Origin of the sequence: Flagellimonas crocea, assembly GCF_033441595.1 — a bacterium.
Classification (GTDB): Bacteria; Bacteroidota; Bacteroidia; order Flavobacteriales; family Flavobacteriaceae; genus Flagellimonas; species Flagellimonas crocea.
The window spans coordinates 321,823-342,596 of record NZ_JAUZVX010000002.1; the positions used below are offsets into that span (position 1 = coordinate 321,823).

14 protein-coding genes and 1 tRNA gene are annotated in these 20,774 nt (G+C 44.3%); 8 read left to right on the forward strand and 7 right to left on the reverse strand.

What is annotated here, in order from left to right:
- Window positions 1-5: 5 nt before the first annotated feature.
- Together polA and SD449_RS06695 are read right to left on the reverse strand one after the other, a co-directional pair.
- On the reverse strand, window positions 6-2,840 hold the full coding sequence (polA, locus tag SD449_RS06690; protein ID WP_318309481.1) for a DNA polymerase I: 2,835 nt from the start codon (window positions 2,838-2,840) through the stop codon (window positions 6-8).
- Window positions 2,841-3,060: 220 nt separating this feature from the next.
- Window positions 3,061-4,062 carry an isoaspartyl peptidase/L-asparaginase family protein gene (locus tag SD449_RS06695; RefSeq protein ID WP_318309482.1) on the reverse strand — a complete coding sequence of 334 codons (1,002 nt, stop codon included), beginning with the start codon at window positions 4,060-4,062 and terminating at the stop codon, window positions 3,061-3,063.
- A gap of 40 nt (window positions 4,063-4,102) precedes the next feature.
- Here SD449_RS06695 and SD449_RS06700 point away from each other — a divergent pair, with 40 nt between their 5' ends.
- Window positions 4,103-4,822, forward strand: a complete 720-nt coding sequence (locus tag SD449_RS06700; RefSeq protein WP_318309483.1) for a copper homeostasis protein CutC — start codon at window positions 4,103-4,105, stop codon at window positions 4,820-4,822.
- A 54-nt stretch (window positions 4,823-4,876) separates the two neighbouring features.
- A complete protein-coding gene (locus SD449_RS06705) occupies window positions 4,877-6,112 on the forward strand; it encodes a metallophosphoesterase (RefSeq protein WP_318309484.1) in 1,236 nt (411 codons plus the stop codon).
- Window positions 6,113-6,154: 42 nt separating this feature from the next.
- On the opposite strand, the gene SD449_RS06710 is transcribed toward SD449_RS06705, so the two are convergent.
- Window positions 6,155-6,616, reverse strand: coding sequence for a CBS domain-containing protein (locus tag SD449_RS06710; protein ID WP_318309485.1), 462 nt, complete (start codon window positions 6,614-6,616; stop codon window positions 6,155-6,157).
- Window positions 6,617-6,736: 120 nt separating this feature from the next.
- Window positions 6,737-8,041 carry a family 16 glycoside hydrolase gene (locus tag SD449_RS06715; RefSeq protein WP_318309487.1) on the reverse strand — a complete coding sequence of 435 codons (1,305 nt, stop codon included), beginning with the start codon at window positions 8,039-8,041 and terminating at the stop codon, window positions 6,737-6,739.
- A gap of 49 nt (window positions 8,042-8,090) precedes the next feature.
- On the opposite strand from SD449_RS06715, the gene SD449_RS06720 reads away from it, so the two are divergent.
- Window positions 8,091-9,455 carry a hypothetical protein gene (locus SD449_RS06720; RefSeq protein WP_318309488.1) on the forward strand — a complete coding sequence of 455 codons (1,365 nt, stop codon included), beginning with the start codon at window positions 8,091-8,093 and terminating at the stop codon, window positions 9,453-9,455.
- 110 nt (window positions 9,456-9,565) lie between these two features.
- Complete coding sequence (locus tag SD449_RS06725) at window positions 9,566-9,865, forward strand: thioredoxin family protein (protein ID WP_100817192.1); 300 nt, start codon at window positions 9,566-9,568, stop codon at window positions 9,863-9,865.
- A gap of 31 nt (window positions 9,866-9,896) precedes the next feature.
- Here the strand turns inward: SD449_RS06725 and SD449_RS06730 are convergent, their stop codons facing one another.
- The gene (locus tag SD449_RS06730; protein ID WP_318309492.1) at window positions 9,897-13,256 is read right to left on the reverse strand and encodes a glycosyltransferase family 117 protein; all 3,360 of its coding nucleotides are present in this window, start codon (window positions 13,254-13,256) and stop codon (window positions 9,897-9,899) included.
- A 193-nt stretch (window positions 13,257-13,449) separates the two neighbouring features.
- Here SD449_RS06730 and SD449_RS06735 point away from each other — a divergent pair.
- Window positions 13,450-13,521 (forward strand) — tRNA-Gln (locus SD449_RS06735).
- A gap of 57 nt (window positions 13,522-13,578) precedes the next feature.
- On the opposite strand, the gene SD449_RS06740 is transcribed toward SD449_RS06735, so the two are convergent.
- Window positions 13,579-14,181 carry a YkgJ family cysteine cluster protein gene (locus SD449_RS06740; protein ID WP_318309493.1) on the reverse strand — a complete coding sequence of 201 codons (603 nt, stop codon included), beginning with the start codon at window positions 14,179-14,181 and terminating at the stop codon, window positions 13,579-13,581.
- Window positions 14,182-14,340: 159 nt separating this feature from the next.
- Here SD449_RS06740 and SD449_RS06745 point away from each other — a divergent pair, with 159 nt between their 5' ends.
- Window positions 14,341-15,180, forward strand: a complete 840-nt coding sequence (locus SD449_RS06745) for a DUF1963 domain-containing protein (protein WP_318309494.1) — start codon at window positions 14,341-14,343, stop codon at window positions 15,178-15,180.
- A gap of 79 nt (window positions 15,181-15,259) precedes the next feature.
- Here the strand turns inward: SD449_RS06745 and SD449_RS06750 are convergent, their stop codons facing one another.
- Window positions 15,260-18,685 carry a PA14 domain-containing protein gene (locus tag SD449_RS06750; RefSeq protein WP_318309495.1) on the reverse strand — a complete coding sequence of 1,142 codons (3,426 nt, stop codon included), beginning with the start codon at window positions 18,683-18,685 and terminating at the stop codon, window positions 15,260-15,262.
- Window positions 18,686-19,025: 340 nt separating this feature from the next.
- Between SD449_RS06750 and rimP the strand changes: the two genes are divergently transcribed.
- Window positions 19,026-19,487, forward strand: coding sequence for a ribosome assembly cofactor RimP (gene rimP, locus SD449_RS06755; protein ID WP_318309497.1), 462 nt, complete (start codon window positions 19,026-19,028; stop codon window positions 19,485-19,487).
- A gap of 12 nt (window positions 19,488-19,499) precedes the next feature.
- On the forward strand, window positions 19,500-20,732 hold the full coding sequence (gene nusA, locus SD449_RS06760) for a transcription termination factor NusA (RefSeq protein ID WP_318309498.1): 1,233 nt from the start codon (window positions 19,500-19,502) through the stop codon (window positions 20,730-20,732).
- The last annotated feature ends 42 nt before the right edge of the window (window positions 20,733-20,774 follow it).

The following is a 20,774-nucleotide window of genomic DNA, read 5'->3' on the forward strand; positions in this document are numbered from 1 at the left end:
AAATGTTAATGCGCCTCCAACCAATTCTCACCAATACCCACTTCCACATCCAAAGGAACGGATAGCTTGTAGGCATTTTCCATTTCGGACTTGATGAGCTTTTTCATTTCCTCGAGTTCGGGTTTGTAGCAATCGAACACCAATTCATCATGCACTTGCAACAACATTTTGGTCTTGTATTTACCTTCGGAAAGCTTTTTATGGATGTTGATCATCGCAATTTTAATGATGTCCGCAGCACTCCCCTGAATGGGAGCATTCACCGCGTTTCGTTCCGCAGCCCCGCGAACCACTTGGTTCCCCGCATTAATGTCCTTTAAATACCTGCGACGGCCCAACACTGTTTGCACGTAGCCATTATCACGGGCAAAATCCACAAGTTCGCTCATGTAATTGCGCAACTTAGGGTAGGTCTTGTAATAGGTGTCAATAAGTTCCTTCGCCTCCGAACGGCTCAAATCCGTTTGGTTGCTCAATCCAAAAGCAGACACCCCATAAATGATCCCGAAGTTTACCGTTTTGGCATTGCTACGCTGTTCGCGGGTCACTTCGTCAATCGGTACGTTAAAAACCCTGGATGCAGTGGAAGCGTGAATATCCTCTCCATTTTTAAAAGCGGAGATCATGGTGTCCTCTTCGCTCAAGGCGGCAATAATACGTAACTCTATCTGCGAGTAATCCGCAGCCAGGAGAACATAGTTTTCATCCCGTGGGATAAAGGCCTTCCGCACCTGTCTGCCACGTTCGGTTCGGATGGGTATGTTCTGAAGGTTCGGGTTGTTGCTGCTCAAACGGCCCGTAGCGGCAACGGTTTGCATATAATCGGTATGTACGCGGCCTGTTTTTTCCTGAACCTCGTTCGGCAGGGCATCCACGTAGGTACTTTTTAGCTTGGCCAATCCACGGTAGTCCAACACGTTTTGGATGATCTTGTGGTCCTTGGCCAAATAGGAGAGCACATCTTCCGAAGTGGAAAACTGGCCCGTTTTGGTCTTTTTGGGTTTGTCCACCAACTTGAGCTTATCAAATAGAATGTCCCCCAATTGTTTGGGAGAGGCAATGTTGAATTCCTCGCCCGCTTCCTTATAAATACTTTGCTCCAGTTCCTTGATGTCCTTGTCCAACTGTTCCGAAAGTCCGCCCAGATAATCCTTGTCCAGATTGATGCCTTCCAATTCCATATCCGCCAACACGCGAAGCAACGGGATTTCAATTTCAGAGAACAGCTTATCCGTGTGTGCATCTTTGAGCTCTGGCGTAAATTTTAGCCCCAATTGAAAGGTGACATCGGCATCTTCCACCGCATATTCCGTTTGCTTTTCCAAAGGAACGTCCCGCATATTAAGCTGATTTTTGCCTTTTTTGCCAATGAGCTCTGTTATGGAAATTGGGGTATAGTTGAGGTACGTTTCAGCCAATACATCCATGTTATGGCGCATATCGGGGTTGATGAGGTAGTGGGCCAGCATGGTATCGAACAGTTTGCCCTTGACCTCTACGCCGTAGTTTTTCATCACTTTGATATCGTACTTGAGGTTTTGTCCTACTTTTTCAATGGCTTCGGATTCAAAAAATGGCCGCAGTTTTTCAATCAAAGGTCTTGCATCTTTCTCATTGTCTGGGAAGGGCACATAAAACCCTTTGCCTGGCGACCAACTAAAGGCAATCCCGACCAATTCGGCTTCCAACGGATTGAGGGACGTGGTCTCCGTATCAAAACATACCGAAGGTTGTTTCATCAGCATGTCCATAAAGAGTTCCATGCCCAGACCATCTTGCACATTCTGATAAAAATGGGGCACATCGCCGATCGTCATTCGGCTGTTCACATCTTTGATGGTGGCCGCCGCTTCGGAAGGGTCACTGCCAAATAGGGTAAACTGACCGCTTCCCGCCACTTTGGCTTCTTCTTTGGCCGTTTTGGTATTGGTCACTTGGGTGCTGGCTTCCGCCTCGCCCGTAAATATTTTGATGAATTGGTCTTTCAGTCTACGGAATTCAAGCTCTTCAAAAATCTCTTGGACTTTTTCGGCATCGGGCGGACACATTTCGTAATCCTCCGCATGGAATTGTACATCACAATCCGTTTTGATCTCTGCCAATTTTCTGGACAATCGTCCCAACTCGGCATTCTCTTCCACCTTCTCCTTCATCTTGCCCTTGAGCTTGTCGGTATTGGCCAACAAACCTTCCATAGAATCGAACTGTTCAATAAATTTTTTGGCCGTCTTGTCGCCTACACCTGGGAGTCCTGGAATATTGTCACTGGCATCTCCCATCATTCCCAAATAATCGATTACCTGTTCGGGACGCTTAACACCGAAACGTTTCTGCACTTCAGGGATGCCCCAAATTTCGATACCGTTGCCCATTCGGGCGGGGCGGTACATAAAAATGTTTTCACTCACCAACTGACCAAAATCCTTGTCGGGCGTGACCATAAACACCTTGTAATTTTCCTTTTCGGCCTGTTTGGCCAAGGTACCGATAAGGTCATCCGCTTCGTAACCCTCCAATTCCACCACGGGAATTTTCATGGCCTCCAAAATTTGTTGGATGTAGGGCACGGCGATACGAATGGCATCGGGCGTTTCATCACGGTTTGCTTTATAATCCTCGAACATTTCCACACGTTCCACGCTGCCTCCTTTATCAAAAGCAACCGCTAAATGGTCGGGCTGTTCGCGTTTGATCACATCAAAAAGGGAATTCATAAATCCCATAATGGCAGAGGTGTCCATTCCCTTGGAATTGATTCTTGGGTTTTTGATGAGGGCGTAGTAGCCGCGAAAAATAAGCGCGTAGGCGTCTAGTAGGAAAAGTCTTTTTTGGTCGGACATTTTATTCGGTTAATAATGTTCAATAAACAATTAGCAGTGCCCAAAATAAAGTGGGGGATTAAAAGTACGAATTGCGATTAAAAGATGTGAGAATTGAGATATTAGATTTGAGAATGCAGTTTTAAAAGATACAAGATACTGGAGTCAAGATTCAAGACATCTTGATTCCAGAAGCAAAGCGGTCTTGATTCTTTCATCTAACATCGCAGCGGTCTTATGCCTATTCATAAAAACTGGTCACTTCTCTGTTTTCGTGCCCGTTCTCGGAATACTCCCGATACGTAAACCCAGGGTGCACACAGTAACCGCCAGTTTCCCCATTTTTGTTGATGGCCAAGAACCCGATTTGGAAATCTTTTCGGCCCTCGTTTTTCTTCATGATGCGTTTTACACCTTCCTCACAGGCTTCTTGCGGACTTTTTCCTTGACGCATGAGTTCCACGATCAAAAAACTGCCCACGGTACGTATCACTTCCTCACCAACTCCTGTGGCCGTGGCACCGCCCACTTCGTTATCAATGAAAAGTCCCGCGCCAATAATGGGGGAGTCCCCAACACGCCCAGCCACTTTGTAGGCCATGCCGCTAGTGGTGCATGCTCCAGCAATGTCCCCGTTGTCGTCAATGGCGAGCATACCAATGGTATCGTGGTTTTCTATGTTGATGGTGGTCTCGTATTTGGAGGTTTTCAGCCACTCTTCGTATTGTTTTCGTGTACTTTCGGTAAACAGGTCTTCTTTTTTAAAACCTTGTTCGTAGGCAAATTTTTCGGCACCCTTACCTGCTAAAATGATGTGTGGTGTTTCTTCCATTACCTTTCGGGCCACGGAAACGGGATGCACAATGTTCTGCATGCAGACCACGGAACCGCAATTGCCATCTTTGTCCATTATGCAGGCATCCAAAGTCACGTTGCCATCACGATCGGGACGGCCGCCTTTGCCAACGGTCTCATTGGTTTCGTCAGCTTCTTCTACCCTAACGCCCTGTTCCACGGCATCAAGGGCGTTGCCACCCGATTTTAAGACTTCCCAGGCCTTTTCTGTGGCGTTAAAAAAGTTCCAGGTGCAGACCACAATCGGTTTTACGGCGGTTTGTGCAGGAATGGTGGAAGCTGGGGCGACTTCGGGCTTTGTGTCCGTTTTACAGGCGACCAATGTGGAGGCGGAAACCAGTCCAGCAGCGGACAGACTGGAATTTTTGATGAATTTGCGTCGTTCCATGGGTTGGTATGTTTAATTTTAAGGGTTATAAAGATACAATATGATCGTAGAAGTGTGTGCCAATTCCTTGGAATCGGCAAGGAATGCCGAAAGGGCAGGAGCGAATCGAATTGAACTTTGTTCGGAGCTTGGTGTTGGCGGTATTGCCCCATCCGCAGGATTGATTCAATTGGTGAAAAGGGAGTTGTCCATTCCCGTTCATGTTCTAATTCGTCCGAGGGGCGGACATTTTACGTATTCCGATGCTGAATTTGAAGTGATGAAGGCCGATATCTTGGCATGTAAGGCCCTAGGAGTGCATGGTATTGTTTCGGGGATTTTGATGGATGATTTTTCGTTGGATGTTGAACGAACAAAAACTTTGGTGGAATTGGCCAAGCCGATGCATTTTACCTTTCATCGTGCGTTTGATTGGGTGGCCGAACCTTTGGAAGCCATCCAACAGCTTGAAGTGATAGGGATTCAGACCATTTTAACTTCTGGCGGCGAACCATCCGCAGAAAAAGGAATCAAAAATTTGGAGTTTTGGCAACAAAAAACACCCATGACCATCATGGCAGGAGGGGGAGTATCACCAGGGAACGCATCAAAATTTAAAGACATTGGCCTCCGTGCCATACATTGTTCGGGTACGTCCTTCGGAAATCCGATTGCGCTGGATGGGAAAATCAGTATGAACTCCGCCAAACATTTAGTGGAAGATGAGGTGGCCGTTTCGAATTTGGAAACACTGACCTCGATTGTTCGAGCCGTTAAATAATAGTAAAAAGCACTGCTAAAAAGCAGATTAGCTCTAATTTTGTAAAAAAATTGTATGTCCCGATTTATCATTTTGGCAATTCTTTACTTGGTGTTGGCCGTCTACGGTTTTCAAGCATTCCGTACGCTTTTCAAGAGTCCGTTGATGCATTGGGCCTACATTGTACTGTTTTTGGGTGCCTTGATTTTTTTGACCATCAAGGTTATGACCTATGACGAGGGGGATGGATTTAAAGGAACTGCTGCCATTGCAGGCACCATTTTCGCTGCATTCTTTTTATTGGCCCTGGTGTTGGGGTTCTTCCTGTTGTTGGAGGATATTGTAAGGCTGTTGGGCTTCGGTTACAATAAAATTGTAGGTGTTTCCAATCCTGATGCAGGGTATTTTCCATCACGCAGAAAATTTATAAGTGGCATTGCGCTCGGTTTGGCGGCCTTGCCTTTTGGAGCGTTGTTGTATGGAATGTACCGTGGAAAATACAACTATCAGGTGTTGAAGTATGAGCTGGAATTTGATGACTTGCCCGATGCTTTCCACAATTATCAGATTACCCAGATTTCTGATGTGCACAGCGGTAGTTTTGACGATTACCAGAAAGTTGAATATGGGGTAAATCTTGTAAATGAACAGAAGAGCGACGTCATTTTTTTTACAGGTGATATCGTGAACCTAAAGTCCGATGAGCTGGAACCATGGAAAGAGGTTTTCTCCCGTCTGGATGCCAAGGACGGCGTATACTCCATTTTGGGCAACCATGATTATGGGGATTACGCCGTTTGGGATACGGAGGAAGACAAGGAAGAGAATTTGGAATATCTCAAGACTATGCAAAAGGACATGGGTTTTGATCTGCTCTTGAACTCCAATCGGTTTTTGGAAAAGAATGGGGATAAGATTGCACTGGTAGGAGTGGAGAACTGGGGTCGCGGTGGATTTAAGAAGGCGGGTGACCTCCAAAAGGCCAAGGAAGGTGTTTCTCCCGAAGATTTTAAAATATTATTGAGCCATGATCCTTCACATTGGGAAGATGTGGTGATCCACGACGACTACCATTTCCATTTGACCTTGAGCGGACACACCCACGGCATGCAGTTCGGGGTAGAAATTCCTGGTTGGGTAAAGTGGAGCCCCGTTAAATGGCGTTACAAATATTGGGCGGGCATTTATAAAGAATTGGGACAGTTCATCAACGTGAACCGAGGTTTCGGATTTATTGGATACCCGGGCCGTTTTGGAATTTGGCCCGAGATTTCGGTGATTACCTTGAAGAAAAAGGGGATGGCGGCGTAAACCTGATTTTCAAGTTTACAGGATGTCTTTGACGGTTTACAATCATTTCCAGTTTTGGCCCTTTATTCCCATCGTAGCTTTTAGAATGTCTTTTTGGGATATTTGACCAACAAGTTTTCCGTCTTCCAAAATAGGGAAACGGCGTCTTCTGACTTCGAGGAACATTTTTGCCGCATCAAAGATGTTCATATTGCCATCAATGGTCTCTACATTTTTAATCATTCGAAGTTCTACTTTGCTGTGTTCCATGGGCAAATTGTAATACCTACTGTCACTGATGTGCTTTATACAATCCCCTTCTGAAATGATGCCTATCAGCTCGTTGTTTTCGTTAACGATCGGGCCTCCAGAAATTTTATGCCGTATCAAAGCTTCGATGACCTCCTCTATAGATTGGTCTGGCCTGAAGGTGATTAAGTCCCGAGTCATATAATCACTCACTTTTAGCGGTATTTCTTTTGGTATTTCCTTTACTTTTGGTTCTATATAATTTTTGATTCCCATATCCAATTTTTAAGTCTTTTATTAAATATACTGAATTTCAGCGACTTAAAATCATAAAAATTGTAAATTAACTGCTTTTGGAATAAAGGTGTATGATGATCAAAAAGGTATTATTGGGCACTATTTAAGCCAGTTGAACACATCTTGCATAAATTCTTGGCATTGATAATCGTCCACGCCTTCCCAACTGGTCATATAAAGTGAAACCATGGCTTCGCCCATGACCACTAGTTTCCCTCCTTTTTTGGTCTTTACGTAGGCAGCAGCAGGATATGCCTTACCCAACTCATCTCCATAAACAAAAGGAGTTCCACCGATTACTTTTCTGGCTTCATGATAGGATATTTTTAATGGCTCATCGTGTATTTCCCCTTTTATGGTATGGCCGCCCGGTAGTTTATCGGGTATGGCATCTCCATATTGGATTCCGTAGGGCGCGATGAGGTCGTTAACATTTGTGTCGCTCAACGATGACCAATACTCACTGTCCATAATGATAAATAAGCTTCCGCCCGCATCAATAAACTTGTGGATGGCCTTGACCTCTTTTTCGGTGTACTGTTTTTTGGGAATGTGGATGTACAGGATGTCGGTATCCGACAACATTTTTGAATCTATTTCGGTTTTCGCATAATCCACGGTGGCGTTGATGGCTCTTGCTGTTTTGTAGAGTTCCTCTGTCATCATATAGACCCGACCGATTTTTTCATTCTCCAATTCCATGGATTTGGGGTCGTTCCAAAATACCTGATCATGCGCAACATCCATCAAAATATGGGTGTAGTCAACCATTGTGTCCTCCTTTATGGAAATGTTTTTGAACCAGCCTTCGCTGCCTTCGCCTACCCAAAGACCAATTTTTCCGTGGCCACTGACATTGATTTGTTCTTCCACCGTAAAAGTGGGAGTGGTTGAACCATTGACATAAACCTCCACCTTGGGATAATGGATTTCCAGTTTTACATGGAACCAGTCATCTGGGGCAGGAGCGGGGTCGATATGGGTCTCATATTTTCCTGGGTGGTTTTCTCGCAAGGTTTTCCACTCCAGATGCGGCATGGCGATATACTGTACCATGTGCTCTCGTCTATTTTGATTCTGAAAGTTGAAGGGCCTGAAGTAAACGGCATCAAAAATGGAATTGTCCTTCCCGTTAAAGGCCACTCCAACGAAACTTGCTCCGGGCTTGTTCTTTCCTTTAATGTCGAGTTCAATGGTCCCGTTCTGAAAATCGGAACCTTTCAGCCATAAAACGCCGTCCCCGGGTTTACCGTTCAAATGAATGACGCCATTGTCAAAATCGACCTCCCTATTGTGGACCTCCCAATTTTTAGGATCATCAAGATTTTTGGTGGTTTGCCCTAGAACGGAAAAAGAAATGGTCAATAAGAAAATGGATAATAAACATGTTTTTAAGGATTTCATTGTGTTTGTTTTTTGATTGAAACCCAAAACTACCGCAGAACAAGGCTTGATGAGCAAGCAAAAGCCGACCAAATCGAGTTCAAAATTCGGTCATTTACCGAAAACCGAACAATTTTGGGCGAATATTAATATCTTCGAGTATGCTATGAAAAGCCCTGATAATTACCATATCGAATTGTGCATAAAATTGCTCGAAGAGAAATTTTCCTTCGGCAATGGACGTGGATATACCCAGAAGGATTTGGAACAGCTTTCCTCCTATATTGAGGAGCATACCGGGTACTATATCAGTTTGTCAACTTTAAAACGGGTGTGGAAGGGCACTTATAAAACACAGCCCCAAATTGCCACCTTGAACGCCCTAGTGGAAGTGATCGGTTATAAAAACTGGCAGGATTTTAAGATTCAGCATCAAAAAGCCAAGGTTGAAGAAGAGGAAGGAGCAAAGAGAAGCAGATGGCCCTTTTATTTGGGAGCATCGGTAGTGGCGATTATTTTGACGGTGATTGTGTTTTCTTTTGGAGAAAGTGGGGCATCAAACGTAAAAATTGAGGGCCCCGTGAGCTTTAGTGCGGACAAAACGGTTGCCAAAGGCGTTCCGAATACGTTTATTTTCGAGTATGACCTGAGCCATGTGGAAGCCGACAGCTTTTTTATCCAACAATCTTGGAATGCCTGGCGCAAGGAAAAAATCGATCCTAAAAAGGACGTGTATGCTTCAACCTATTATGAAAGTGGTTTCCACCGAGCCAAATTGATTGCCAATGATGAGGTGGTCGCCACCCAAGCGGTCCATATTTTAAGCGATGGCTGGGAGCCCCATGTTTATTACTCTGAAGCCGACGACAGATTCATCGATTTTAAGGGCGAGACATTTGTTGCGGATGGTAGATTGCATCTGCCTATTGAACTGCTGAAAAAACGAGGTTTGGATACTTCCCGCTACTTTATGTCCCGCATTTCGCATAGCGATGACTATGGGGTCTCTTCCAATAACTTTGGATTCAAAACAAAAATCAAAGTGGACAAGGCGTTGGAATCCAACTGTCCGTGGGTAAATGTTTTATTGATTACCACCGAGCATGTATTTTCGGCTAAGCTTGTCCGCAACGGCTGTGAAACGGGTGCCAGCTATAAATTGGGTGAAATCTACAAGTCAGGGAAGGACAACAACTTGTCCAAATTGGGAACCGACCTTTATGAATGGAATGATTTGGAGATAAAGGTCGAGGGAAAGAAGGCCACCCTTTTGTTGAATGGGGAGGAAGCCTATTCTGAAAATTACCAGGAAGACCTAGGCAATATTGTAGGTCTTTCCTATGTATTTGAGGGAACGGGGTCCATTGATTTTGTTGAACTTAACGATGAGAAGGGAAAAGTAGTTTTCCAAGACGATTTTGAACTTAATGAGTAATGGAATTATGATGGCGCCATCACAATTTGGTGTGCGACAATGTCCAAAGCGTTGAAAGGCTGTAAAACATTCAACTTTTTTCTTATTTTTGACTGTAAACCTTAGAATACATGTCCAAATTCGGAGAACTTATAGATTTACAGGTCCCTGTTTTATTAGACTTTTATGCGGAATGGAACGAACAGTCCACCAGCATGCACCCTGTTTTGAGCGATGTTGCAGCTGCTCTTGGAGATAAGGGGAAGGTGATAAAAATCGATGTGGACAAAAACAAGGAACTTTCCCAGGCCCTCCGTATCAAAGGGCTGCCCACTTTAATGATCTATAAAAAAGGTGAAATGGTCTGGCGCCAAAGCGGAGAGCAAGATGCCAATACCTTGATCGGTATCCTAAACGAATACATCCAATAAAAAAAAGCGAGGTTTTTCCCCGCTTTTTCACTTATTCTTGTTCTGGAACTATGGATTCCGGAATGCTGTCCGGGGCATCCAGTTCAATGGAATCTTCCATATCCGGATCTAGCGGTATGGTTTCTTCCAATACATCTTCCTCATCATCCACAAACTGCGAGAACTTATCAATATACTCATTGAAGATGATTGTTTCTGATTCGGCCAGTTCCTTGTCACCATTTTCTATTAGGATATCAATGTTTCTCCTGTAAGCCTGCATATCGGATAGGATATCGTCAATTTTATCGTACTGCTCGTCCAAAGGTATATTGGCATAGTACTCCAAATGCTCTTGATACACTTTCTTCAATTTGCCAAACAGTTCGCGTGCCTTTTCAGTTTCACCTACCTTGTAATAACCGTCTACGAAAGGTTCTACGAAAGCATAGAAGTAGTAGTGGTCCACAGGCATATTTTCCATGGCGATGTTGATGACGTCCTTGGCCTTATCAATTTTATTTTCCTCGATCAAAGTTTCCATTAGACGTGCCAGATTGCTCCTAAAGGATAGTCCTTGGGAACGTGTCTGGGGATCGTGGTAGATCTCATCACTGCCAGAGTTGCCCCAATCCCAATCCTTCACGATGTCATACATCAGTTCGGAATCGATGCGGCCCATTTCAAAGGAATTTCGGTTGGGCGTTTTAATGGGCACCAGTTTGTACACTAGGCCATCCAGTTGCAGATAATCTTTCATCCAGATGTATTCTGCACTGTCAAAACTACCTCCGGAGAAGTAGATGGGTCGTTTCCAATCGTTGTTGGCGATAAGGTCCAACATCAGTATCCTGTTTTTTGGCAGCGCACTTTGTGGTAGGTCAATATCAATATAATCCACTATAAGGGCAGAGTCCTTTTCTTTGACCAATCCGCTTTCCAAAACATTTTGTTTGTTGACAGGAATCCTAATTTTATTGGTAGGATAGTACACAATATCCAAGGTGCTTTCTGAGTAGTTGCTCAAATCGGCACCGCCTCTTTCCAAAATAAATTTAAACTTGGTCTCAGGTTTGTCGCTACCCACCCAATTCATAAAATCCTTTATTGACCAACGCCTCTCGGAAACAGGGCTTCCTAGAACTTGGTCTGCGTTGTTGTAGTAAATGGCATCCCTTGTTCCGTAGCTGTATTTGTCATGCGTTAATTGCGATGGTATAGGGTCACTTTCGTATGCTTTGCGCTTCATCTGGTCTATGTACCAATCGGTGGCAAAAAGGCTGGTATTGACCACGCGGACGTCTGTTCTATAATTCTCGATTTCTTGTGCGTACCATATTGGGAAGGTGTCATTGTCCCCGATTGTGAACAATATGGCTCCCGCATCTTCTTTGGTGGAATCCAGATAAGCTTTTGCCGTAGCTGGGGCCGTATATCGGTCAGATCTATCGTGATCGTCCCAGTTTTGATAGCCCATCAGCAATGGAACCGCCAAAAGGCAGAGTGTGGCAATGGCCGGTGCAGCGATTTTGGCCGACACCAGTTTTTTGAATTCCTCAAATAGCCCATAGACTCCTATCCCGATCCAAATGCAGAACACGTAGAACGATCCTACCAGGGAATAGTCACGCTCCCTAGGCTGAAAGATATAGGGGTTGGTGTAAAACTGTATCGCAAGTCCCGTGAACATAAAAAACACGAAGAGCACCCAAAATTGTTTTGGGTTTCTTGAGATTTGAAATACGATGCCAAGGATGCCGAGCAACAGGGGAAGGAAGAAATATGTATTTCGACCTTTGTTGTTTTTCCAGTCACTGGGGAGGTTTTCTTGGCTTCCCAATCGTATGCTATCAATAAAATTGATACCACTGAGCCAGTTTCCGTTTTCATCGTACCTGCCCTGCATATCATTTTGTTTTCCAACGAAATTCCACATAAAGTAGCGCATGAACATGTAGCCGAACTGAAAATCAAAAAGGTATTCTAAATTTTGGCCCAGTGTTGGGGGCTCCACTTCTATATATTGCCCAAATTCCCTTAAAAATCGGATGTACTGTTCCGTATCCAGCTCGCCCTGCGAATAGGCCGTTTTAAACTGGTTTACAGCTTCACGAAGGTCGTTGTTGGAAATGTATTCCGATTTGATCTTGAAATCCAATGCCCCGAAATAGCGCATATAGTTTTCGGCATGTTGGTCGCTCCACATCCTGGGCAAAATTCCCACATGTTTTTCGTTGGGGCCGGGCAGTGCACCTTTGTAATGGTTTACAATGACGTATTTGCCGAGTTCAAGGTCTTTTTCGTATTTGGGGCTGTCGTCCCTGTCCTCACCTGATGGGGCAAAAGTATCGGAGTAATAGGCACCGTACACCGGACTATCCACACCGGGATATTGCTCCCTGTTATAATAGGCCAACAAGGCTCTTGCATCCGCCGGGTTGTTTTCGTTGACCACGGTTTTGGCATTGGCCCTGATGGGAAGCATCAACCATGACGAGAATCCTAAAATAAGGAACATCAAACAGAGCACCACAATGTTGGCGTTATAGTAATTGTGCTTTCGCGTATAACTTAGTCCAAAGTAAAAAGCAGCAACAAAAAGGAGTCCCATGATTATGGATCCTGAGTTGAACGGAAGCCCTATTTCATTTATAAAGAATACCTCGCTCCAACCGAACAGTTCCAATACATAGGTCAACGAAAATTTATAGACCAGAATCAGGACGGCCACAACTGCAATATTGGCCAATAGAAAATTCTTTACCGTAGTGGTCTTATATTTTTTGAAATAATAAAGCAATCCGATGGAAGGAATGGCCAAAAAGCCCATAAACTGTATCCCGAAGGTAAGCCCAATCACAAAACAGATGAGCATGAGCCATCGGTGTCCGCGCGGATCTCCCAGATTGTCCGTCCATTTTAAGCCCAACCATAGCAGTAATGCCATAATCAAACTGGCCATGGCATAAACCTCGGTCTCCACGGCGTTGAACCAAAAACTGTCGGAAAAGGTAAAGGCCAAAGCACCAACCAGTCCACTGCCCAAAATGGCGATGGCCTTGCTGTTAGTCATCTCACTTTTTTTGGAAACCATCTTTCCAACTAAGTTGGTAATGGTCCAAAAGGTAAACAACACTGCAAAAGCGCTGGAAACTATGGACACGGCATTGACCATGAGCGCTATCTTGGTCTCGTCGCCAAAGGCGAACATGGCGAAGAAGGCACCTATCATTTGCAACAAGGGAGCCCCCGGAGGGTGCCCTACCTGTAACTTTGCCGAGGTGGAAATATACTCCCCTGCATCCCAAAAACTTCCTGTGGGTTCAACGGTCAGGGCATAAACTATAAACGCAATCGCAAAGGAAACCCACCCTAGGATGGTGTCCCATTTTTTGAAGTCTTTTGCAAACATAAGAGTTGGTTGTTAACCGAATTGTGGCGAATTTAGTAAATATAGAACAGAAGGTTGTCGATTTTTGGAAAACCTTTAACACCATTGTCCAATAAAATACAGTGCATTCTTATCAAAAATATTTGTTGATACCAAAGTTTGTTTTAAATTTGCACGCTCAAAAGCTGAATCAAATTTAGCTTTTATATGGTACTGGCCTATGGTGTAATTGGTAACACAGCTGATTTTGGTTCAGTCGTTCAAGGTTCGAGTCCTTGTAGGCCAACAAAAAGCCCCTTAAATCCGATGATTTAAGGGGCTTTTTTTATTGTTATATGTTTGTTTAAACGATTTGCTTGTCCGTGCTTGGCATTGGCCTGTAGGTGTAGTATTGCAGTACCTCCTCCAATGCCATTTTCAATGCTTTGTTGATGGGCATGATTTTGGAACCCATTTGATAATCGATTTGGTTCAGCTGCATGTAGTAATCCGTAAATACGGGAACATACAATCCCTTGGAAATTGCTTCGGAGGTGGCCTGATAATTTTCAGCCTGTTCCTCTTTAATTATTTTACAAGTGGCCAAGCGCAGATTCCCATACTTATCCTTGCTCGCGGCATAGCCAAAAAGCCTGCATATCAAACCTCTCTGACTATAACTGCCACAGTGGCCCTTGCTTACTATGGAGACTGGTGTCAACAAAAAACAAGTTCGATCTAGGGGTGTGTTCAAAGACTCAAGGGCTTCTTCGGCCTTACCTGATAAAAATAACTGGAATGCCCATGGTAAAAATTCCAAGGGTGATGCATCAATGTTGGGATAGGTGCAACATTTTCCACAACCGGAAACACAACCAAGCTTCGATTTTTCCTGAAACTGTTGGGTTTCTTGCTCCAATTGACTGAATAACGCTTCAACCGATCGGACTTTCTGTTCTAGTGTCATTTATTGGACGGCGAAGGTATATCTTATTTTGATCCGTGGTGCAAATATTTTTTCAGAAAAAAAGAGTGGTGCCTTCAAGAGTTGTGTCAATCAAAAAATAGTATCATATTTGAAACATCTACGCAGCATTTACCCCAAATCTTTTATTAACCTATTTAAATGCGAAAGCGTATGAATGTATTGGAAAAAGCAAAAGCTGCGATAGATGGCTTTGACTTTAACGAAGAACACATTGCCAAGTTCAATGAAAGTGCAGGAACTGAATTGAGTTCCGAAAGTCTCAAAGACCACCTTAAAAATTGGTTGCTGTACTATTTGGTTCCAGAATTTAAAATGAGTGATTCAGAAGAAAAAGTCCCAATGGGAATTACAAAACTGTATGGGCTTCCCCACCTGCCGGATTCCATAGAATTTCCTGAGGATATGATTTTTGTTGGTCAGTTCAATCTTGCCGAAATTAAGTCTCATGATATTTTTAATAAGTTGCCTAAAGGCTCTGGGATTTTCTATTTTTTTATGGACATGAATGGTATTGACTCTAGAGTTTTCTTTTATGACGGCCCAGTTGATAATCTAGAGATACGGGAATACCCTAATGGAGATGAATACGAATCTTCCAAAGTACTCGACCTAACGGGCAAAAGGGAAGAACTTTATTTATCATCGAATATTATTGGATGGTGGATTGAAACTGAAGAGGAGGACGATGAATTTGATTTAGGAGCTATTATGGGAGCGGATGTGCTGGAAAGATTGGAGGAGCTTTTAAAGAAAACAGTAGGTAATTTCACTCTATATGATAGTCTTGGAGCCCTTCCCGATGCTTATTTTTTCGGAAAGCCAAGGTATTATCAAGGAGAGGATGGGGACGAACCTGATTTTTATCCTACCTTTTTTGGTTTTGAACCACCATGGCAGGAGGATTGTTTTCTAAATCTTAGTGTTTGGCAGGACAAGGGGTCAAAAGAATATTATGGCGATATTGAAATAACCTGTTAGCATGGTGAAACAATAGCGTAGCAACAAAAAGCCCCGCAAATTTGACTTTGCGGGGTTTGTTTTTTTAAATGTTTTCTGATCAGTTTTTGTTCACCCGGTAAGTAATTCCCCTGTTGGTGATCACTCTTCCGTTCTTCACGGTCAATGTCGCTTGGTCGGAGGCTAGGGGAGGGCAGCTTCCGGACGAATTGGAAACAAGCACACGATATAGGTAACCGTCTTTTGCGGAATCCGGAGTTGTAATGGTCAGATTTGCGCTAGATGTTCCCGTGTATTCACTTCCGTCGGCAATAGGCACAAAATTACTTCCACCATCGGTACTTACCTGCCATTGATAGGTATCCGCATTGCTGGCCACAACGGAAAGGTTGCCATTGTTCCCAACAACCACGGTTTGGTCGGTTGGTTGTGTGGATATGCTAAATGGTGTTACGGTAATGGTTTGCTCCACGTCCAGGGCGTTTCCTGCCGTATCGGTAACCCTATAGGTTCGGGTAATAATTTCAGGATTGCTCCCGCCATCACTTACATCGCTCACAAAGGTCACCGTTGGATTTGGATCACAATTGTCAGCTTCATCAGTTATAATGTTTACATCCGGTGAAGGAATATCCGAAGCACAATTTACCGCTATTGGCGAAGGTACGCTAGCTGTAGGTGCTGTTGTTTCTACTGTGATCGTGGTCGTGGCCGCTAGATTTGGATAGGGCGGGTCTCCGGGCATGCCGCCATACTCCACCAAATATCCTTTGGGTTGATAGTCCCCACTGGCAGCACCGGTATTTGAAAGGTCGTTCCAGGATCCGGGCAAACCGACCCCTGGTGCCGTAATATGAGCGTAATCCTCATCACCGGATTGGTTTGGCTCACCATTGTTCCAGTATGTATATGCAAATGCTGTTCCGGCTGCGTTGCCCCTCCAAAATAAGGTGCCTGCTTCTGGACCTGTTACCCAATACCAATCTCCTTCGGTGGCAGCATCACTACCCCCTATCCAACCTGCTCCAGGTGCCTGTGCTCCCAAAAGATTGGATTCGTCTTGGATGGAAATAGTGGCCAAATAGCCTTGTAGACCGTAAAATGTGCGTAGGGCCGCGGCATCCCGGGCAGAAGTCCAAGTAATTCCCAACGAGGGAACGTACTCGTAATAGTGCCCGGTTGATTCCAGATAATTGGCTTCGTTCATTACTATGGAAAAGGTCCGGGTGTCCCCGGCACTGACAGTGGCCGTAGTTTGGAAAACCACATCGCTGATGGCAGCTTCAAACTCTGCCAACGTTGCCGGTCCTTCCAGAAATAGTCTTCCTTCGGAAGTATCCCAACTGGCCGTAATATTGGCATGTGTTCCGGTCAAGCTCAAAACATCGCCCGAAACATTATAATTTGAGGTAACCTGAACATAAACGGCGTCCAAAGTGGTGCTGTCCGGATCAGTGATTTCTACGCTTTCCACAACGGAAACGGTATCGCCGGGGCAAAAGAACTGGTTGCCTGTTGCGATAATAGATGGAGGTTCGTTATCATCCAGTGTATCATCCCTAAAATCCAAATCTCCTCCGGAGGCCACATCACCATCTGAATCGGGCAGCATTAGAGAGCCGCCATTGGTGTTCAATGGGTTGTCTATATCTCCTCCGGGATCGGCATAGCCCGAAGAGGAATCCAGATTATTGTCCAAACCGTCGCCATCACTATCCGACCCGGAAAGGGTAAGTGTTGCTTCTACGGTATCCGAGGTGCCATCGTTGTCACTATCGGTGTCCATAAAATCGGCTGTACCGTCACCGTCTGTATCCACTGCGGATAGACCACTTCCTTCGTAGGCATCGTCAAGTCCGTTGTTGTTGGAGTCGGTGCCCGAAGGCGCTGTATAGGCCAAGGATGTTTGGGCTTCAACATTATCAGGAATGCCGTCCCCATCACTGTCCAAATCTTGGTAATTGGGTATGCCGTCGCCATCGGTGTCCACGGTTGTGCAATCAACGGAACCCCCATAGCTGGCCCCATGAACCCTGGCGCCGATTTGGTATGCCATGACCCGAAACGATTGAAAGTTACTTTGGGAAACGGTAAATGTTATTTCTGTAATAGACCCAGGAGGAATATCATTTGCATTGGCTAAATAATTGCCGTTTAGATATTGGATTTGCATGTCTGAATTGCCATCAGAAGTAGATAGGCCAGGTGCGGCAGACAGGAAAACGCTTACAGTTGTATTGATTGGTATTACCTGAGCAAATTGAAAAGATATTATGGATTGGCCCGGATAAGTTGTCGTTGAGTTGGAAGCATAAGTTGTTCCTGGGTTCCCCTCTGCATTGGATGCATTGCTGAAATTTTGAACATTGGATGCAGTTTGCACAAAATTTCCAGAAGCGCCCCCGCATTCGTCAACATCCAAGATACCATCATTGTCATCGTCAATATCGGTGACATCGTCTATACCGTCTCCATCCAAATCCGGAGCTCCAACACTACATGTGGAATATAATTTGGAAAAGGGTATGTTCCTTTTGGAAAGTGATGGTCCTTGGTATTGAACTGTAAGGGATTCGCCCCCGCCATTTTCAAAATATAGGACCCTGATATCATGTAATCCGGTGGTTAGGACAATGCTGCCCGATCTTTCCTGGGTACCATGCCCGCCATCGTTATTGACCACCTCTGTACCATCAATATATAGTTTTGATCCATCATCGGAATTGGTGAAAAAGGTATAGGAGCCCTGGGTGTCTATCTGTATAAAACCCGTGTAACGAATACTAAAGTTGTCCGCATCACCAGGGTCTTCTTGATTTTGAAGGGCGTCCACGTCAAAACTGGTAAAAGTGCCCGAACCGAGATAACCTGTAGTGGGAATATTGTCTACCGTACTGCCGGAGGGAGAGCTGTCATAAAACTCAAAGTCCACCTCCCCGTTACAAAAGCCTAATGAACCTTGTACGGAAACGTTATCAATATAATAATGTTCGTTGTTTGCGGTATTGTAAAAGCGAATTCTTATCTCTAGAGTAGAACCTGTTGAGGCAAGATTTACGGTGTACGAAGGATTCAATGGATCGGATGGGTTGGAATCTCCCGATGCATTTTCAAACTCTATCCATCCGCCGCCATCAACACGATATTCGCCAATAAAATAATCTTGACCTGCTTCGAACTGTTGTGTTTGCGATTGTGTGGCCACATCTAAACTGAAGTTGACACTATCATACCCATAAATATTGATTGGGTTCGTTTGCCAGATTCCTTCAGTTCCCAAATTGGTGGCTTCAATTCGATTTCCTTGTACCCAAACCGCACCGTTCAAAGTCGTTGTCCACGTCGTGGCAGATGGTCCGGTAGCGGTTCCGTTTTCGGTTCCGTTGCCGTAACTGTTAAAATTTTCACTCCAAATGGTGGTTTGGGAGAACGAAAGAAAAGTTCCCAACAGGAAAAGTGCCAAAAATAGCATCCATCCTTTTGGAAAATGGTTCATCTTCTTGTTGAAGAACGAGGTTGTGCCCATTTCTACTTGTTGATTTAAAGCAAAATTAAGTGGGATGCGCGGGCTTCAAAATATTTGTTGTGAAAAGGGGCAAAACTAAGGTTAACCCCCTTAAACATGTAAGGTTGCGCCTTTAGCGACCTTATTTTTCATGGTTCAGGTCTACAATAATAAAAGTACGTTTCAAGAAAAAGGCAAAGAATAATGGTAAGGTGCTGAAAAATAGATAAGGTCCGCGTTTTTTGTGCTGGAAAGGGTTGCACATGCCATAATATTTGTTGTATATTTGCAAAACTGAACGGATATAGAAGTATTCATGAGGGGACCTTGAGTCCCCTCTTTTATTACTTATTTGTTATTTATGTTTAAGGAGAAAGTGGAGATGTTGCTGAACAAGGCGTTGGAGGAAAACCCTTCTTTGTTCTTGGTCGATCTAAAGGTCGGAGGGGACAATGGCATCAAAGTGGTTTTGGATGGGGACGAAGGAGTGAGTCTTCAGGACTGTATGAACATCAGCAGGGCGATAGAACACAATCTGGACCGGGAGGAAGAGGATTTTTCTTTGGAAGTCACTTCGGCAGGGGCTACGTCGCCACTGCGCTTGCCGCGTCAGTACAATAAAAATATTGGAAGAAAATTACAGGTAAAGACCAGCTCCGACGAATTGGAGGGTACGCTGGTGGGAACCTCGACAAATGGCATTACCCTGGAATGGAAGGCAAGAGAGCCGAAACCAGTAGGTAAAGGAAAAGTTACAGTACAGAAAAAGCAGGAAATCGCATTTTCTGATATTAAAGAGGCAAAAGTTAAATTAAAATTTTAATTGTAGTAGAAAATGGAAAACCTAGCGCTCATCGAATCCTTTTCGGAGTTTAAGGACGATAAGTTTATTGACAGGGTGACCCTTATGGCGATTTTGGAAGAAGTATTCCGAAGTGCGCTAAAGAAAAAATTTGGTTCTGACGACAATTTTGATATTATTATCAACCCCGACAAAGGGGATTTGGAAATATGGAGAAACCGCGTGGTTGTTGAAGATGGTGAGGTAGAAGAGCCAAATGAAGAGATTTCTTTGTCCGAAGCTAGAAAAATCGAGCCCGATTTTGAAGTTGGGGAAGACGTTTCGGAGGAGGTTAAACTGATCGATCTTGGAAGAAGGGCGATTTTGGCATTGCGCCAAAACCTGATCTCTAAAATCCATGAGCACGACAATACGACCATCTACAAGCAATTTAAAGACTTGGAAGGTGAAATTTATACGGCCGAGGTGCATCACATTAGACACCGTGCCGTAATTTTATTGGATGATGAAGGAAACGAGATCATTCTTCCAAAGGAAAAGCAGATACCTTCCGACTTTTTCCGAAAGGGAGACAACGTTCGTGGAATTATCGAAAGTGTTGAACTTAAAGGAAACAAGCCTGCGATCATTATGTCCAGAACATCGCCAAAATTCTTGGAGCAATTGTTCTTCCAGGAAATCCCGGAAGTGTTCGATGGATTGATCACCATTAAAAAAGCAGTGCGCATCCCAGGCGAAAAAGCCAAGGTCGCGGTGGATTCCTACGATGATAGAATTGATCCCGTAGGAGCTTGTGTGGGGATGAAAGGATCTCGTATCCATGGAATTGTGCGTGAATTGGGCAATGAGAACATCGATGTGATCAACTGGACCAATAACCCGCAATTGATGGTGACACGTGCACTGAGTCCTGCAAGGGTATCTTCCGTTAAATTGAACGATGAGAAAAAAACAGCACAAGTCTACCTGAAGCCTGAGGAGGTTTCCAAAGCTATTGGTAGAGGCGGGCACAACATACGATTGGCCGGCCAGTTGACTGGTTATGAAATAGATGTGTTCCGTGAAGGTGTGGAGGAAGATGTGGAATTGACAGAGTTTTCCGATGAGATCGAAAGCTGGGTCATCGAGGAATTTAAGAAAATCGGATTGGATACCGCACGTAGCGTTTTGGAACAAGATGTTAAAGATTTGGCGAAGCGAACCGATCTAGAAGAAGAAACAATCCAAGAGGTCGTTCGCATCCTCAAGGAAGAATTTGAAGATTAGGCTTATATTAGCAGCGAAAATTTAGGGCAAGTAAAATTATTT

Bases quoted from the DNA above. Each gene is read 5' to 3' on its own strand.
- SD449_RS06745 (WP_318309494.1), top strand. From the start codon at position 14,341: ATGCGAAAGCGTATGAATGTATTGGAAAAAGCAAAAGCTGCGATAGAT.
- SD449_RS06710 (WP_318309485.1), bottom strand. From the start codon at position 6,616: ATGGGAATCAAAAATTATATAGAACCAAAAGTAAAGGAAATACCAAAA.
- SD449_RS06725 (WP_100817192.1), top strand. From the start codon at position 9,566: ATGTCCAAATTCGGAGAACTTATAGATTTACAGGTCCCTGTTTTATTA.
- SD449_RS06705 (WP_318309484.1), top strand. From the start codon at position 4,877: ATGTCCCGATTTATCATTTTGGCAATTCTTTACTTGGTGTTGGCCGTC.
- SD449_RS06715 (WP_318309487.1), bottom strand. From the start codon at position 8,041: ATGAAATCCTTAAAAACATGTTTATTATCCATTTTCTTATTGACCATT.
- SD449_RS06740 (WP_318309493.1), bottom strand. From the start codon at position 14,181: ATGACACTAGAACAGAAAGTCCGATCGGTTGAAGCGTTATTCAGTCAA.
- SD449_RS06720 (WP_318309488.1), top strand. From the start codon at position 8,091: ATGAGCAAGCAAAAGCCGACCAAATCGAGTTCAAAATTCGGTCATTTA.
- nusA (WP_318309498.1), top strand. From the start codon at position 19,500: ATGGAAAACCTAGCGCTCATCGAATCCTTTTCGGAGTTTAAGGACGAT.
- SD449_RS06750 (WP_318309495.1), bottom strand. From the start codon at position 18,685: ATGGGCACAACCTCGTTCTTCAACAAGAAGATGAACCATTTTCCAAAA.
- SD449_RS06695 (WP_318309482.1), bottom strand. From the start codon at position 4,062: ATGGAACGACGCAAATTCATCAAAAATTCCAGTCTGTCCGCTGCTGGA.
- SD449_RS06700 (WP_318309483.1), top strand. From the start codon at position 4,103: ATGATCGTAGAAGTGTGTGCCAATTCCTTGGAATCGGCAAGGAATGCC.
- rimP (WP_318309497.1), top strand. From the start codon at position 19,026: ATGTTTAAGGAGAAAGTGGAGATGTTGCTGAACAAGGCGTTGGAGGAA.
- SD449_RS06730 (WP_318309492.1), bottom strand. From the start codon at position 13,256: ATGTTTGCAAAAGACTTCAAAAAATGGGACACCATCCTAGGGTGGGTT.
- polA (WP_318309481.1), bottom strand. From the start codon at position 2,840: ATGTCCGACCAAAAAAGACTTTTCCTACTAGACGCCTACGCGCTTATT.